This window comes from Paraburkholderia fungorum (assembly GCF_046026025.1).
GTDB classification, from domain to species: Bacteria; Pseudomonadota; Gammaproteobacteria; order Burkholderiales; family Burkholderiaceae; genus Paraburkholderia; species Paraburkholderia fungorum_E.
This window is the reverse complement of the sequence record NZ_JAQQFL010000041.1, coordinates 35,854-51,165: the sequence shown is the minus strand read 5'-3', so window position 1 is coordinate 51,165 and position 15,312 is coordinate 35,854. Positions and strand designations below refer to the sequence as shown.

General features: G+C 63.6%; 13 protein-coding genes. 12 read left to right on the top strand and 1 reads right to left on the bottom strand.

Annotated elements, in window-relative coordinates:
• The first annotated feature begins 15 nt into the window (after positions 1-15).
• The 12 genes from PQR67_RS32825 to PQR67_RS32770 all read left to right on the top strand — a co-directional run bounded on the left by PQR67_RS32825 (position 16) and on the right by PQR67_RS32770 (position 14,327).
• Positions 16-1,158 (top strand): aminotransferase class V-fold PLP-dependent enzyme, encoded by a 1,143-nt coding sequence (locus tag PQR67_RS32825; RefSeq protein ID WP_408466964.1) that lies wholly within the window; start codon positions 16-18, stop codon positions 1,156-1,158.
• Positions 1,159-1,207: 49 nt separating this feature from the next.
• On the top strand, positions 1,208-2,626 hold the full coding sequence (locus PQR67_RS32820) for an amino acid permease (protein ID WP_408466963.1): 1,419 nt from the start codon (positions 1,208-1,210) through the stop codon (positions 2,624-2,626).
• Positions 2,627-2,639: 13 nt separating this feature from the next.
• Entirely contained in the window at positions 2,640-3,386 is a 747-nt protein-coding gene (locus PQR67_RS32815; protein ID WP_408466962.1) for an ethyl tert-butyl ether degradation protein EthD, read from the top strand.
• The gene (locus PQR67_RS32810) at positions 3,383-4,480 is read left to right on the top strand and encodes an LLM class flavin-dependent oxidoreductase (protein WP_408466961.1); all 1,098 of its coding nucleotides are present in this window, start codon (positions 3,383-3,385) and stop codon (positions 4,478-4,480) included. The genes PQR67_RS32815 and PQR67_RS32810 overlap by 4 nt, the downstream gene beginning before the upstream one ends.
• An 11-nt stretch (positions 4,481-4,491) precedes the next feature.
• Positions 4,492-5,055 carry a flavin reductase family protein gene (locus PQR67_RS32805; protein ID WP_408466960.1) on the top strand — a complete coding sequence of 188 codons (564 nt, stop codon included), beginning with the start codon at positions 4,492-4,494 and terminating at the stop codon, positions 5,053-5,055.
• Positions 5,056-5,115: 60 nt separating this feature from the next.
• Positions 5,116-5,817: a GntR family transcriptional regulator gene (locus tag PQR67_RS32800; RefSeq protein ID WP_408466959.1), complete on the top strand. Its 702-nt coding sequence runs from the start codon at positions 5,116-5,118 to the stop codon at positions 5,815-5,817.
• 70 nt (positions 5,818-5,887) lie between these two features.
• Positions 5,888-6,634, top strand: coding sequence for an HpcH/HpaI aldolase family protein (locus tag PQR67_RS32795; protein ID WP_408466958.1), 747 nt, complete (start codon positions 5,888-5,890; stop codon positions 6,632-6,634).
• 88 nt (positions 6,635-6,722) lie between these two features.
• Positions 6,723-8,057 carry an MFS transporter gene (locus PQR67_RS32790; RefSeq protein ID WP_408466957.1) on the top strand — a complete coding sequence of 445 codons (1,335 nt, stop codon included), beginning with the start codon at positions 6,723-6,725 and terminating at the stop codon, positions 8,055-8,057.
• Between the two features lie 13 nt (positions 8,058-8,070).
• Entirely contained in the window at positions 8,071-9,495 is a 1,425-nt protein-coding gene (locus tag PQR67_RS32785) for an FAD-binding oxidoreductase (RefSeq protein ID WP_408466956.1), read from the top strand.
• Between the two features lie 96 nt (positions 9,496-9,591).
• Positions 9,592-11,838, top strand: a complete 2,247-nt coding sequence (locus PQR67_RS32780) for a thiamine pyrophosphate-dependent enzyme (protein ID WP_408466955.1) — start codon at positions 9,592-9,594, stop codon at positions 11,836-11,838.
• Positions 11,831-13,453, top strand: coding sequence for an indolepyruvate oxidoreductase subunit beta family protein (locus PQR67_RS32775; protein WP_408466954.1), 1,623 nt, complete (start codon positions 11,831-11,833; stop codon positions 13,451-13,453). Before PQR67_RS32780 ends, PQR67_RS32775 begins: the two co-directional genes overlap by 8 nt.
• 88 nt (positions 13,454-13,541) lie before the next feature.
• The gene (locus PQR67_RS32770) at positions 13,542-14,327 is read left to right on the top strand and encodes a cyclase family protein (protein WP_408466953.1); all 786 of its coding nucleotides are present in this window, start codon (positions 13,542-13,544) and stop codon (positions 14,325-14,327) included.
• 77 nt (positions 14,328-14,404) lie between these two features.
• On the opposite strand, the gene PQR67_RS32765 is transcribed toward PQR67_RS32770, so the two are convergent.
• Positions 14,405-15,295: a LysR family transcriptional regulator gene (locus PQR67_RS32765; RefSeq protein WP_408466952.1), complete on the bottom strand. Its 891-nt coding sequence runs from the start codon at positions 15,293-15,295 to the stop codon at positions 14,405-14,407.
• Between the last annotated feature and the right edge of the window lie 17 nt (positions 15,296-15,312).

The window sequence follows — 15,312 nt, the reverse complement described above, 5'->3', positions numbered from 1 at the left end:
CTCACACACGTATTCATGCAATCGAACGTAAATTCATCGCCGGGCGCACACGACGGCTGGCTCATGTACCACTCGGTCGGCCTGTTTCCCGATCAGGAAGCGGCGGTGCGCGACGCGCTCGCGCAATTCGCGTCGAGCTGGTGCGCACCCGGTCTCAAGCGCTGGGACGAAGGACTTGCCGCGCGGCAACGCGTGCTTGACGACTGGGCACGCCTGGTCAACGCGGACCCGCGCAACGTGTTCGCCGCCGAGAACGTGACCGAAGCGTTCGGGAAGTTCGTCGCGGCGCTCGGTACGCGGCTCACTGGCCGCAAGGTGCTGATTGCCGCGGATTGTTTTCCGAGCCTGCATTTCCTGCTCTCGGGTCTTGCCGGCACGTTCGGCTTCACGCTCGAAACCGTGCCGCTGGCAGCCGGTGCGGCGTGGGTCACGGACGACGCTTTCATTGATGCATGGCGCGACGACGTCGGGCTCGCGGTCGTCACATGGGTCACGTCGACCGCGTCGAAGCGCGCCGATCTCGATCGGCTCGTTGCGCATGGCCGCAAGCAGGGCAGCCTGATCGCGGTCGACATCACGCAAGGCGCCGGCATTCTCGACTTTGACGTGATGAGGCCGGCCGTCGATTTCGTCGCGACGACCACGCTGAAATGGCTGTGCGGGGCGCCCGGAACCGGCCTTGGTTATGTGTGTCCCGCGTTGCTCGACAGCGGGCTCGCCCCGCAGATGACCGGCTGGTTCAGTCAGCCGGATCCGTTCAATTGGGATATCACGCGTTTTTCGCTGGCGGCGGAAGCGCGCCGGTTCGACACCGGCACGCCGTCGTTCCTGCCGTTCGTGGCGTCGGCGCCGGGTCTCGCGTGGCGGCTGTCCGGCGCCGCCGATGGGCTGCGCGAGCGCAACCTGCGCTTGTGCCGTGCGCTGATCGACGTACTCGACGCCAAGGGTTACGCACTGCATTCGCCGCGTGCCGACACGGCCCGCGGCGGCAGCGTGATGGCGACGCTGCCCGTGCATATCGATCCGAAAACGCTGGAAGCAAGGCTTGCGCAAGCCGGCGTCGTGGTCGATACGCGTGGCCGCGTGGTGCGTTTTTCGCCGGGCGTGCTGACGCACGATTCGATCGCGAGCCGGCTCGCGACGCTTTTGCCTGACTGACCCGCGTTTCTGTCGACGTGGTTTTGCGCCTGTTAAAGGGAGTCTTCAGATGGAAGTCACACCCGCAACAAACCGGGAAGCCGGCCTCGAAAAAGCACTGAGCCAGCGCCAGATCACGATGATCGGCATTGGCGGCGCGATCGGCACCGGGCTTTTCATGGGCAGCGGTATTGCGATCGGCTATGCCGGCCCGGCTGTACTGATCAGTTATGCGATCGCCGCGCTGGTAGCGGTCATCATGGTGTTCAGTCTCGCCGAGATGGCGGTTGCCCATCCGTCGGCGGGATCGTTCGGCACCTATGCCGAGATGTATCTGAGCAAGTGGGCCGGGTTCGTCGTGCGTTACACGTACTGGGTGATCGAAGTCGTCGCGGTGGGCGGCGAGGCGATCGCGGTGGGCATCTACATGGGTTTCTGGTTTCCCGGCATACCGGTGTGGTGGTGGTCGCTCGCCTTCGGCGCGGTATTGGTCTATGTCAATTGCCGTTCCGTGACCAACTTCGGTTCGTTCGAGTACTGGTTCGCGCTGATCAAGGTGGTTGCGATCATCGCGTTCATCGTGTTCGGCCTTGCCGCGATCTTTGGCCTCGGCGGCCTGGGGATATTCGGTGCAAGCGCGCATACGGAACCGGTGGGTATGCATAACCTGACCGGATTACCCGGCGGCTTCATGCCGCACGGCTTCAGCGGCGTGTGGATGGGGGTGCTGATGGCGATCTTCTCGTTCTACGGCGTCGAAGTGGTCGCGGTGACCTCGGGCGAGGCGCGCGATCCGCAGAAAGCGATCCCGCACGCATTGCGCTCGATGGTGCTGCGTCTCACGCTGTTTTATCTCCTCGCGCTCGGCATCATGATTACCTATCTGCCGTGGACGGAAGCCGGTGCGAAGATCGTGCAGCAAAGCCCGTTCGTCAGGCTGTTCGAGCATGCCGGCGTGCGCCATGCCGCCGGGCTGATGAACTTCGTCGTCGTCACTGCGGCGCTCTCCAGCATGAACACGAACCTGTACCTGTCGTCGCGGATGATGTTCTCGCTGGCCCGCGGCGGTTTCGCGCCACGCTGGCTGGGCACGCTGACGGCGCGCGGCACGCCGCTTGCCGCCACGCTGGTGTCCGGGCTCGGCGTGCTGGTGGCCGCGCTCATCTCGTTCCTGAGTCCGCTGGCGTACAACTATCTGTTCGGTATTGCGCTGTTCGGCGGGATCATGGTGTGGATCGCTATTCTCGCGACGCACCTGCAGTTCCGGCGCGCATGGCGTGGCCGCAAGCTGCCCGTGCGCATGCCGTTCTTTCCGTATGCGCAGATTCTCGGGATTGGTTTGCTGGCGGCCATTCTGATCACCATGGGGCTCGATACCGGTTTCTGGAACATTTCGTGGATCGTCGGCGTGCCGTGGCTGCTGCTGGTGTCGCTCGTGTACTTCATGTTCCGTAAGCGGCTCAGCGCACTTGCCGCCGTATCGACCTGAGCCGGATGCCGTCATGCAGATCAGCTATTTCCTGTTGTGGCATGCGAGCGCTGCGCGGCCGCCAGTGCTCGACGTCGAGGCGGTGTATCGATGCCTGCGTGCCTGGTCTCGCGACGTGCCGCATCTGAGCCGTTACGTATTGCATATACCTGGCGCCGGCAGCGATCCCTATGGCGACGATGTCGACGGTCCCACGCTGGTATTGCAATGCTATTTCGACAACCCAGTGGCGCTCGATCTCGCGCTTGCCGGGCACGGCGCATTCGAGCGGTTGCTGCAACACGATGTGTTCCGCGATCTACAGGAAGCATCGGCGTGCGAAGTGTCACAGCAGGCGATGCTTGTGCGCCGCTATACGTCGCCTCCTGACGAAGCGCCGTGCGAGACGCAGCGCTGCACCTATCTGGTCGCATACGAAAGAGGCGAGGCTTCATCCGCCGGGTTCGACGCGTGGCTCGCGGATTACCTGACGCATCATGTGCCACTGCTCCAGGCATTTCCCGGTCTGCTCGAACTGGAGGTGTACACGCCGGTCCACTGGCCGAGCGCATTACCCTTTCCGCGCGCGCAAGCCGCACAGCGTAACAAGGTCGTCTTCGCCGACAGCGCCGCGCTGAATGATGCACTCCATTCGCCGGTACGGCACGCGCTGCGTGAACATTCTCGACGCGCACCGTCGCTGGGCGGCGGGAGTACCCACTATCCGATGACCAGTCGGTCGCTGCAGTTGCGGCCGGTCAACGACAGGGAGACAACGTGAGCCCGACTCCGAATCCAATGCGTGGACCCAACCCCTTCAAGGTGGGTGTTTTTTCGGCCAACGCCGACGGCGGTTTGAGTTTCACCACCGTTCCCGAGCGCTGGCGCGCAGGCTGGGACGACGTGCAGCGCGCGGCGCGGATCGCGGACGAAGGTGGTCTCGACTTCTTTCTGCCGATTGCACGCTGGCGCGGTTTTGGCGGCGCGACCGACGTGCGCCAGTGGTCGTTCGAAACGTTCACGTTTGCCGCCGCGCTCGCCGCGGTAACGCAACGGATCGCGTTGTTCATGACGGTGCACGTCCCGCTCGTGCATCCGCTCTACGCGGCCAAGGCGCTGGCGACCGTCGATCACATCAGCCATGGGCGCGCCGGGTTGAACATCGTCTGCGGCTGGAACCCCGACGAATTCGCGATGTTCGGCATGCAGTTGAATCCGGAGGGCTACGCACAGGCGGCAGAATGGACGGAGATTCTCCAGCGGCTCTACACGTCCGCGGAACCGTTCGATTTCGACGGCCGGTTCTATCAGTTGAAGGAGGCCATTTCGCGGCCGGTGGCGGTGCAGACACCGCGCCCGGTGACGATGAATGCCGCGTTCGGGCCGCCGGGACGCGATTTCGCCGCACGGCATTGCGATTGCCTGTTCACGACGTTCTCCGAACTCGAGGCGGGGCGTCAGCACATCGACGATATTCGTCAGCGCGCGCAGGCGGTGCAACGCGAGGTGCTGGTCTACACGGTAGGGCATGTGGTTTGCCGTGAGACCGAAGCGGAAGCGCGCGCCTACTACGACCACTATTCGCGCGACCATGCGGACGAAGCCGCGCTCGATTACCACATGCGCCAGAAGAAAGGCTTTAGCCAGAGCCACGACGACGCGGCCTACCGTCTCTACTGGCAGCGCTTTGCCGCGGGCACGGGCACCTTCCCGCTGGTCGGCACGCCGCAACAGATTGTCGACACGCTGGTGCAGATGCATCAGGCCGGGTTTGCCGGGGCCGCGCTGTCGTTCGTGAACTATGTCGACGAACTGCCGTTCTTCTGCGAGCGGGTCGTGCCGTTGATGCGCGAGGCCGGCCTGCGAGTCGATTGATGAGGGATACGATGAACCCAACACCCCACACGCTTCCTTCCACGAATCAGCCGCTAGCCGAAGCATTTCGTGCCGGCATGCGCCGTCTCGCTGCCGGCGTATGCGTGGTGGCCGCACGCAATGGAGAGGGCATACCGCTCGGCGTGACGGCGACCGCGCTGTGCTCACTGACGATCGAGCCACCCGCGTTACTGGTGTGCGTGAACCTGAGCTCTCCACTTGCGCAGTGGCTCACAACGGGTGCCGCCTTCTCGGTCAATCTGCTCGGTCATGAGCATGAAAAACTGGCGCGCATATTCGGCGGGATGGCCGGTGTGCCACGCGAAGCGCGCTTTGATCATGGCGAATGGCGTGAAGGTGCGGGCGGCGCGCCCCATCTCGCGGATGCGCTGGCGAATTTCCAGTGCAGCGTTGCAAGAACCACCGATTACGGTACGCATCGCGTGGTGATAGGCGCTGTCGATGCGGTCTCGCTGGGTGAGGCCGCGGCGGCATTGGTCTATCGCGACGGGGCATTTCATCCTCTTCCTGCGATGCAGGTTGAAAAGACTGAAAGTCGCGCATCTACTGCTTGACTAACGCGCCCCTTCACCATAATCTGAATTCAGAATTCGTAAATCAGAAAAGGAACCACTGTGGCCCAGTCCGACGACAAGGTTGTCAAACTTCCGCGGCGAACCGCGCTCAAGCCAACCACGCTTAGCGAGAGCATTTATCAGGAGGTGCGCGGCCGTCTGCAACGTGGCGAGATCGGCACGGAAGAGCGTGTGCTCGACTACGAAATTGCCGCGGAATTCGACTGTACTCGCATGCCGGTTCGCCAGGCGCTGTTGCGGCTCGCGAACGAAGGCTATCTGGTTGGCACCACGCGCGGCTTCGTAGTGCCGACCATTACCGGCGACGACATCCACGAGATTTTCGAAGTACGCCGGTTGCTCGAACCGGCCGCAGCGGCGAGCGCTGCCGCGGTGCTGACAGACAAGCAGGAGAGCGAACTCAAGAAGGCGTATCAGAAGGCGCGCCGTGCGTACGACAAGCAGGATGTCGATCAGATGATTTCGGCCAACGTCGAGTTTCGTGCGACATGGCTCGAGGCGGTCCAGAACGCGCGCCTGCGTTCCACCATCCTGCGCTTCGTGGATCACGCGCAGCAGGTCCGTATCGGCACGCTCAACAACCGCTCGACCCAGAAGATCGTGATCGACGGCATGCGAGCCTTGCTCGAAGCATTTGTCGAACGCGACCCGAAGCTGATCAAGGTGGCCATGCTCGAATTCATGCTGAACGCCGAGCAACAGTATTTCGCGTTGCTTAACGGTGACAAGTCGGACGAGTAACCCCACAGGCAGCGCTACAAAGCCAAGGGCGCTGCAAGCGCCGAATTTCAGAACCAGAGCAGGAGACAGTGTGCACGACACCCCGATTCTTTCGATGCTGCATGACAGACAGGCGATCGACCTCATCTGGCTTGCATTGGGCAGTCCGGCCATCGCGGAGATCGCCGCGCAGGCGCGGCCAGGCGCGATCGTGATCGACATGCAGCACGGCTTGTGGGACCGGGCATCGCTCGAAGCGGCGGTGGGCGTCGTGCGTAACAGCACACGCGTTATCGTGCGCTGCGCCGACGATTCGCCGACTTCGATCGCGCAGGCGCTCGATTCGGGCGCGCATTCGGTTCTGATTCCCTTGATCGAAAGCGGGCGCGCGGCGGCGGATGCCGCATCGGCGAGCCGCTATCCGCCGGAAGGCACCCGCTCGGCGGGCGGCGTGCGGCCTCTGTTGCGCGGCGTCGAGACACTGCTCGAAGCCAATCGCGAAGTAGCGGTCGGCGTGATGATCGAAACCGTGGCAGGGGTCGAACAGGCCCATGCGATCGCGCGGGCAAAGGGCGTCGACTACATCTTCATCGGCACGGGCGATCTCGCCATGTCGCGCGGCGCGAACCCGCCCGCGGACATTGAACGCGATTGTGAACAGGTCCGCAAGGCCGCGCTGGAAGGCGGCCTGCCGTGCGGCATTTTTACGTCCAGCGCCGCCGATGCCGCGATGCGCCTCGAAGCCGGCTACACGCTGGCGGTGGTCGCCAACGATATCGATCTGGTCAGACGCGGCGTGGCCGATGCACGCGCGGCGTTGAAGACACGCACGACATAACAAAACCGGCAGAAGCAGCAGTTTGGCGGCGATGCGTGTTGCACGCGCCGCGGTCTGCGCACGTCCATTCTTTTCGTCAGGAGTCGAGATGACTGCACGAAGCACTGCTCTCGCGTCCACGCCGACGCTCGAGCACGGAGTCGAGCGGGCGCTGTTCACCAGGATCGCATGGCGTCTGATGCCGTTTCTGTTCTGCTGCTATCTGATCGCGCAAATCGACCGGATGAACGTGAGTTTTGCCAAGCTCGACATGCTGCAGGACCTCGGCTTTTCGGAAACGGTGTATGGCCTCGGCGCGGGCATCTTCTTCGCCGGTTATGTGCTGTTCGAGGTGCCGAGCAACATGATGCTCAAGCGTTTCGGCGCGCATCGCTGGATCGGGCGCATCATGATTTCGTGGGGGCTGCTGTCGGCCGCCACACTGTTCGTCACCACGCCCGCCCAGTTCTACTTCATGCGCTTCCTACTCGGCGTGGCGGAAGCGGGATTCTTTCCAGGCATCATCTTCTATCTGACCCAGTGGTTCACCACGCGATATCGCACGCGTATGACCGCGATTTTCATGACGGCGATCGCGGTGGCGGGGTTGCTCGTCGGTCCCGTGTCGGGTCTGATTCTGCGCAGCATGCCGGGATGGCACGGCTTGCACGGCTGGCAGTGGTTGTTTCTGATCGAGGGTGTGCCCGCGGTTGCGCTCGGCCTTGCCTCGCTCATCTATCTCGACGCCACGCCGCAGCACGCGAAATGGCTGAGCGCCGAGGAGAAGCTCGCGCTCAGCGAGGCGCTCGCCGCGGAGCAAACCGGTGCGGCGGATTCGCGGCTTGCCGACGTGTTCCGTTCGCCGCGCGTCTGGCTGCTCAGCGCGATTTATGGCTGCTACGGTATGTCGTTTTTCGGTTTCGTATTCTGGCTGCCGACGATCGTCAAATCGGCCGGCGTCGATAACCCGTTGCATATCGGTCTGTTGACCGCGATACCGTGGGCTGTCGCCGTACTCGCGATGATGCGCGTTGCGGCCTACGTGGATCGCCATCGCAACACGAGATCCGTGCTGATCCTGCTCGCCGTGCTGGCCGCGTTCGCGTGGGCGTTGAGTCCGCTGGTCCTGCACAACGCGGTGCTGTCGATGTCCGTGCTGACGCTGGCGATGTTCGGTTTGATGGCGTCGCTGCCGGTGTTCTGGAATCTGCCGACAACGCTGTTTCGCGGCTCGGCGGCGGCAGCGGCGATCGCGATGATCACTTCGCTCGGCAATCTGCCGGGATTCTTTTCGCCCTATATCGTGGGCTGGATCAAGCAGACCACCGGTTCGATGAACCTCGCGATGGCGCTGTTCGCCGCCGTCACCTTGCTGGGCGCAATTCTGCTCGCCGTGCTGCGCGATGACACGCGTGAGGCGGTCCGCTCACAACCTGCCACCTGATACGCCTCATATCATGACCCAACCACCACATGAAGACGTTGCCTTGCCGGCCGACGCCATCGGCGAATTGATCGCACAGCTTGGCGCCGACGTCGTGACGCTGCCGGACGCATTCGGCAGTCGCAATTTCGCTGACTGGAGCGGCGTGCCGGGTGCGCTGCCCCGCGCGCTGATCCGCCCACGCAATACCGCCGAGGTGGCGCGTGCGCTGGCGATCTGCCAGCGGCACCGGCAGCCTGTCGTGACGCAAGGCGGGTTGACCGGGCTGGCCGGCGGCGCCTGTCTGTGCGGCGGCGAAGTGGCGTTGAGTCTCGAGCGCATGAACGCGATCGAGTCGCTCGATACGGTATCGGGCACGATGACGGTTCAGGCCGGCACGCCGCTGCAAACCGTCCAGGAGGCCGCATTGGCGGCGGGATGGTTCTTCCCGCTGGATCTGGGCGCGCGGGGCAGTTGCACGATCGGCGGCAATCTGGCGACGAACGCGGGCGGCAATCGCGTGATCCGCTACGGGATGATGCGCGATCAGGTGCTCGCCGTCGAAGCGGTCTGCGCCGATGGCGCCGTGATCGGCGAGTTGCAGCCGATGATCAAGAACAACTGCGGCTACGACACGAGGAACCTGCTGATCGGCAGCGAGGGGACCCTTGCCGTGCTGACACGCGCCGTGCTGCGTTTGCGCCCTCGGCCGCGCTCGGTGGCCACGGCGTGGTGCGGGCTCGCCGACTACGCGGCTGTGACGCGGCTGCTGACGGTTGCACAGGCGGAACTGCCGGCCGGCGTATCGGCCTTCGAGGTGATGTGGCCGGGCTACTACGACTTCGTACTCGACCGCTTGCCCGCGTTGCGCGCCCCTCTCGCGCAGCGTCACGCGTTCTACGTGCTGCTCGAAAGCACGGGAGGCGATGCGACGCGCCACGCGGAGGATTTCGAGAACGTGCTTGCGCGTCTACTCGAAGACGGCACGGTGACCGACGCCGCGATCGCGTCGAACGAGCGCGATGCGCTCGCGTTCTGGGCGATCCGCGACGCGCCGGGTGAGTACCCCAAGCTGATTCCCGGCATGGTGGCGTTCGATATCAGCTTCTCCATCGCGCAGATCGGCGAGGTCGCGCAACGCTGCGAGACGGCGCTGAAAACGCGCTGGCCGGACTGTGTCGCGCTGGTCTATGGACATCTCGGCGACGGCAATCTGCATGTCGTCGTGCATCGCCCGGATATCTCGAAGGAAACGGCACGGGACATCGAAACGCTCGTCTACGACCTCACACGCGAATACAACGGCTCGGTATCGGCCGAGCACGGGATCGGGCTGAAGAAGCGCGATGTCCTCGGCCATACGCGTAAGCCCGAGCATGTCAGATCGATGCGTGCCATCAAGGCCGCGCTCGACCCCTGCAACATTCTGAACCCGCACAAACTGTTTGGTACTGACTGAGCCGTACCGGGCGGCGCAGCACAAAAGAGCCGTTGCACGCAGCGGACCTCCTTGCGTGCCGCGCCCGGTACGCTCATCGCACAGGAAAGCATCGACATGGCTGAAAGATCGTTTAAGGCTGAAGTGGAGAAGCTGCGCACGCCGGCAGGCGAAGAGTTTCGCGGCGAAGGTATTCTGGGCGTCACCAAGGCGCTGCTGCAATCGGGCGTATCGTATGTGGCGGGTTATCAGGGGGCGCCGATTTCGCATCTGATGGACGTGCTCGCGGACGCCAATGACATTCTCGAAGAACTCGGCGTGCACTTCGAGAGCAGCGCGAGCGAAGCGACGGCCGCGGCGACGCTCGCAGCCTCCGTCAATTATCCGCTGCGCGGCGCGGTCACGTTCAAGGCGACGGTGGGCACCAATGTCGCTTCGGACGCTCTGGCCAATCTCGCCTCGGGCGGTGTGACGGGCGGCGCATTGATCATTGTCGGCGAGGATTACGGTGAAGGCTCCAGCATCATGCAGGAGCGCTCGCATGCGTTCGCCATGAAGTCGCAGATCTGGTTGCTCGACCCGCGTCCGAACTTGCCTTCGATCGTCCATGCCGTCGAGAAGAGTTTCGAACTGTCCGAGGCGAGCAATACGCCCGTCATGCTGCAGATGCGGATCCGTGCGTGCCATGTGCATGGACGTTTCATCGCCAGCGAGAATATCCGGCCCGCGTTCACGCTCAAGGATGCAATCGAAAATCCGGTGCGCGACGTCAGCCGGATTGTCCTGCCGCCCGCGAGTTTTCTTCACGAAGAGGAAAAGATCCAGCGCCGCTGGCCGGCCGCGATCGAATTCATCAAACGCGAAAAGCTGAACGAGTTCTTCGGCAACGAACAAGGCGATATCGGCATCGTCACGCAAGGCGGCATGTACAACACACTGATGCGTGCGCTTCAATTGCTCGGTCTCGCGGACATTCACGGCAACACCGATGTGCCGCTCTATGTAATGAACGTCGCTTACCCGCCGGTCGACGACGAGGTCCGCGGTTTCTGCGAGAACAAACGTGCGGTGCTGATGATCGAGGAAGGTCAGCCGGAGTTCGTCGAACAGTCCGTCAGCCTGATCCTCAGACAGGCCGACATCGGCGCGCGGCTGCACGGCAAGGATATGCTGCCGCGCGCCGGCGAATACACGCCGGTTGCGGTGATGAAGGGCTTGCTGAAATTCTTCGAACGCTATTGGCCGGACTGGAACGGCCGGGCGGCGCTGTCCGAGGGCGTGCTTGCGGCCATCGCGCCGCAGCGGCCGGTGTCCGTGCCGGTGCGCGTCGCAGCCGCCGGCGGGGAGGCGGACGATGCGGTGGCCGGGCTGGCGGTGGCACGGGTGGCCGAGCCGCCCGTAGCGGCGCCGGCGCCTGAGTTGCACCCAAGGCCACCGTCGTTCTGCACCGGCTGTCCTGAACGGCCGATTTTCACCGCGATGAAACTGGTGGAACGCGAACTCGGCGCACATCATGTCAGTTGCGACATTGGCTGCCATCTGTTTTCGATTCTGCCGCCGTTCAATCTCGGCGCGACGACGATGGGTTACGGACTCGGCTGGGCCGGCTCCGCCGCGTTCAATACCCGCGAAACGCAGCGCCGCACGATCAGCATGATGGGCGACGGTGGCTTCTGGCACAACGGTCTGACGAGCGGCGTCGGCAATGCCGTGTTCAACAGGAACAATAACGTGCTGGTGATCGTCGACAACGGCTACTCTGCCGCAACGGGTGGCCAGGACATCCTGTCGTCGCGCGCGGCCAACGCGATCCGCGCGACCAATAATCCGATTGAAACGGCGGTGCGCGGCGTTGGCGTGAAATGGGTCAAGACGATCACGCATACCTATAACGTCGCGCAGATGCGCGACACCTTGCGTGACGCGCTCACCACGCCCGAGACCGGGCCGAAGGTCATCATCGCGCAATCCGAATGCATGCTGAACCGGCAGCGCCGCGTCAAGCCGCTGGTGAAGAAGCTGGCGAGCGAGGGTAAGCGCGTTGTGCGCGAGCGCTTCGGCGTCGATGCCGATACCTGTACGGGCGATCATTCGTGTATCCGCCTGTCGGGCTGTCCCTCGCTGACGGTGGCGGACAATCCCGATCCGCTGCGGCGCGAACCGGTTGCCGCCGTGCTGAACAGTTGCGTGGGTTGCGGCTTGTGCGGAGAGGTGTCGCACGCGGCGGTGCTGTGCCCATCGTTCTATCGCGCGGAAGTCATTACGAACCCGAGCTGGTGGGACAGATTGTCGGCGCGGTTGACGGGCGCCGTGATCGGCTGGTTGCAAAAGCGCGTGGCCGCGCGGGAGATCCGCTATGTCTGAGCGTCCGATCGGTATTGCAATTCTGGCGATGGGCGGCGAGGGCGGCGGCGTGCTCGCCGACTGGATCGTCGATCTGGCCGAATACGAGGGCTATCCTGCGCAGACCACGTCGGTGCCCGGCGTGGCGCAGCGCACCGGTGCGACGATCTACTACGTCGAGTTTCATCCCCGCGCGCTCGATGCTCACGATCGCGCGCCTGAACCGGTCCTGTCGCTCGTGCCGACGCCGGGCGACGTCGACATTGTGCTGGCATCCGAATTGATGGAGATGGGGCGTGCGATCCAGCGTGGACTCGTCACGCCGGACAGGACCACACTGATCGCCTCCACTCACCGCGTGTATTCGATGACCGAGAAGACGTCGATGAGCGATGGCCGCGTCGATCCCCGTCCATTTGTCGCGCAGGCGCGGAAAGCGGCGAAGCATTTCGTTCACGCCGATTTCGCGCGGATCGCCGAGCACGAGGGGAGCGTGATCAGTGCGGCTTTGTTCGGTGCACTGGCGGGCGCCAATGCGCTGCCTTTTTCGCGCGAGCAATTCGAAGCGGCGATCAAACGGGCGGGCGTCGGCGTGCAAAGCAGTCTCAAGGCCTTTGCTGCGGGATTTGAAACGGCGTTGGGCGCGAACAGCAATGCGGGTCAGGAAAAGGCCCAGCTGTCGGGCGATGCTGCGCCGGCACGGCGGAGTCAGTCATTCGATATCGGTGCGGCGAACCTTCCGGAGATCGCCGCGCTTGATCGACGCATACAAAGCGAATTTCCCGCTGAAGTCGCGGACATTCTGCACCGTGCGGTGCGCCGACTCGCGGACTATCAGGACGCCGGGTACGCGCACGCGTATCTGGAACGCCTCATACCGCTGCGAGCCGCGGACGATGCCGCTACCTATGCCGTACGCGGCGACGAATTGCTGCTCGGCGAAACGGCGCGGCATCTCGCGCTCTGGATGTCGTATGAAGACACCGTGCGAGTCGCCGAACTGAAAATCCGCGCCACCCGGTTCACCCGTGTGCGAGACGAGGTCAAAGCTACGCCCGAACAACTGTTGCACATCAACGAATTTCTCCATCCCCGGATCGAGGAAATTGCCGACACGCTTCCTGCCGCGCTGGGCCGCTGGTTGCTGAAGCCGGGTGCGCTGCGCTCGATGGTCGAGCGGTTGACATCGCGCGGACGCGTTGTTCGGACCACTTCGCTGCGCGGTTTCCTGATGTTGTATGGCGTAGCTTCGCTGCGCGGCGTGCGGCGCCGTTCCCTGCGCTACCAGCGCGAGCACGCGGAAATCGACGCGTGGCTGGCACGCACGCTGCGCTACGCAGCCCACGACTATTCGCTGGCGCTTGAGATTGCGCGCAGTCAGCGTCTCGTGAAGGGCTACGGCGACACGCACGCGCGAGGCATGCGTAATTACAGAAAGATCGAGGCCGTCTTGCCGCTCGTGACCCGAACCGCCGCGCCGGCCGCTCGTCTGAAAGCGCTCTGCGAAGCTGCGCTGGCCGACGAAGAGGGCGAGCGTCTCGACGCGCTTCTCGATGAACTGCGCCGCAACGACCGGCGAACTGGCCAGGACAGCGCGGATGTGGCGTCCGCCACTGTGAGTTCCGCCACGCATTGATAGCTTGCACAACCGGTTGCAGACGCATTCAGCGCGATCCGCAACCGCCCGTATCGAACTGACACTCGACCGTACCAAGGAACCCGTCATGCCGACTCTGCTGAACCAGCTTGCCCAGGCGCTCGAACAGGGCACGATTCAGGTGATCGATCTGAGCCAGAGCCTTCACCACCGCACGCCGATCATCTCGCTGCCGCCGCAGTATGGGCAAAGCGCACCATTTCGCATGGAGGAGATTTCGCGCTACGACGAACGCGGCCCCGGCTGGTACTGGAACAATTTCTCCTGCGGCGAACATACGGGTACGCACTTCGACGCACCGGTTCACTGGGTGACGGGCAAGGACTTTGCCGACAATACGACCGACGCGATTCCGGTCGGCAACTTTATCGCGCCGGCCTGCGTGATCGACGTGTCGGCGCGCGTGAAGGACGATAGCGACTATCTGCTGACCGTTGCTGACGTAGAGGCGTGGGAAGCGGTGCACGGTCGCATTCCCGCGGGCTCATGGGTGTTGATGCGCACGGACTGGTCGCGGCGCACCGATCCCGACGCGTTCCTGAATGCGCGCGAAGACGGCAGCCATACGCCAGGGCCGCACCCCGATCTGCCCGAATTTCTGGCACGGGAGCGCGATGTGCTCGGCTGGGGTGCGGAGGGTGTCGGAACCGACGCGGGTCAGGCTTACGCGTTCTCGAAGCCGTTCCCGTGTCATTCGACGATGCACGGCAACAACAAATTCGGGCTCGCGAGCCTGGTCAACCTGGACCGATTGCCCGCGACCGGCGCGATGCTGATTACGCCGCCACTGAAGATCGTTGGCGGCTCGGGAAGTCCTTGCCGGGTGCTCGCGCTCGTTGAACACGCAATCTGATTCTGACGTGCTGCCGGGCCTGGTTCCAGGGCCCGCACCAGGTTGTATTCCCCTCGATCGCTGGAGAATGCGGCGCGTCACCTGCGCGCCGCATTCTCCAGACACGACACGAACTGCGCAACCGCAGGTGTCGGCAACAAATCACGCCGCGAAACAATGCTGAGATCGTAGCCAGGCATGGTTTCTTCGATGTTCGCGACACGAATCCCGAGCGGCGTCACCATGTTCGCCAGCGCCTTGGTGAAGCAGCCGATCATATCCGTCTGCGAGACGAGCCCGAGCGCCACCGCAAATGACGAAGGCGCATGCAGCAATCGGCCGGGTACAGGCAAGCCATGCGCGGTGAACATGGTAGTCAGCACGCTCTGGGAAAAATGATCGGAGCCGCCCGTGGCAATCCACTCCGCGTCGAGCAACTCCTCCAGCCGCGTTGCGTTTTCGAGCGGATGACCGGCGCGCATCGCAACCACGAATTGCGTTGAATAAAGCGGCGCCTGGACCAGATCGCTCTCGAGTTCCGCGACATGGCGAATCGCCGCGATATCGATCTTGCCGCTGCGCAGTTGCGCCAGTGCGTCGAGCACGGTGACCTCCTGCATATGCAGTTTGACGAGCGGCATGACGCGGCGAAACGCCGTCACCGCCTTCGGCAAGAACGTCAATGCGACAGACGGCATGGTTCCAATGCTGACCTTTCCCGTCAGTTCGCCGCTCACCTGTTTTACCGATTCAATGGTGCGTTGCATGTCGGCCAGCAATTGCTCGGCACGTGGCAACAGCGCGCGGCCGCATTCGGTGAGTTCGATGCCGCGTACTCCGCGCGTTACCAATTCCACTTTCAACGCGCCCTCCAGTTCGCGGATCGTACGCGTTACCGCCGGCTGCGTAAGGTCGAGATCGCGCGCGGCGCCTCGCAGGCTCCCGTGATGTGCGGCGGCGACGAATGCCTGTAGCTGCTGAAGTTTCATAGGGTTAACGCGGGAGA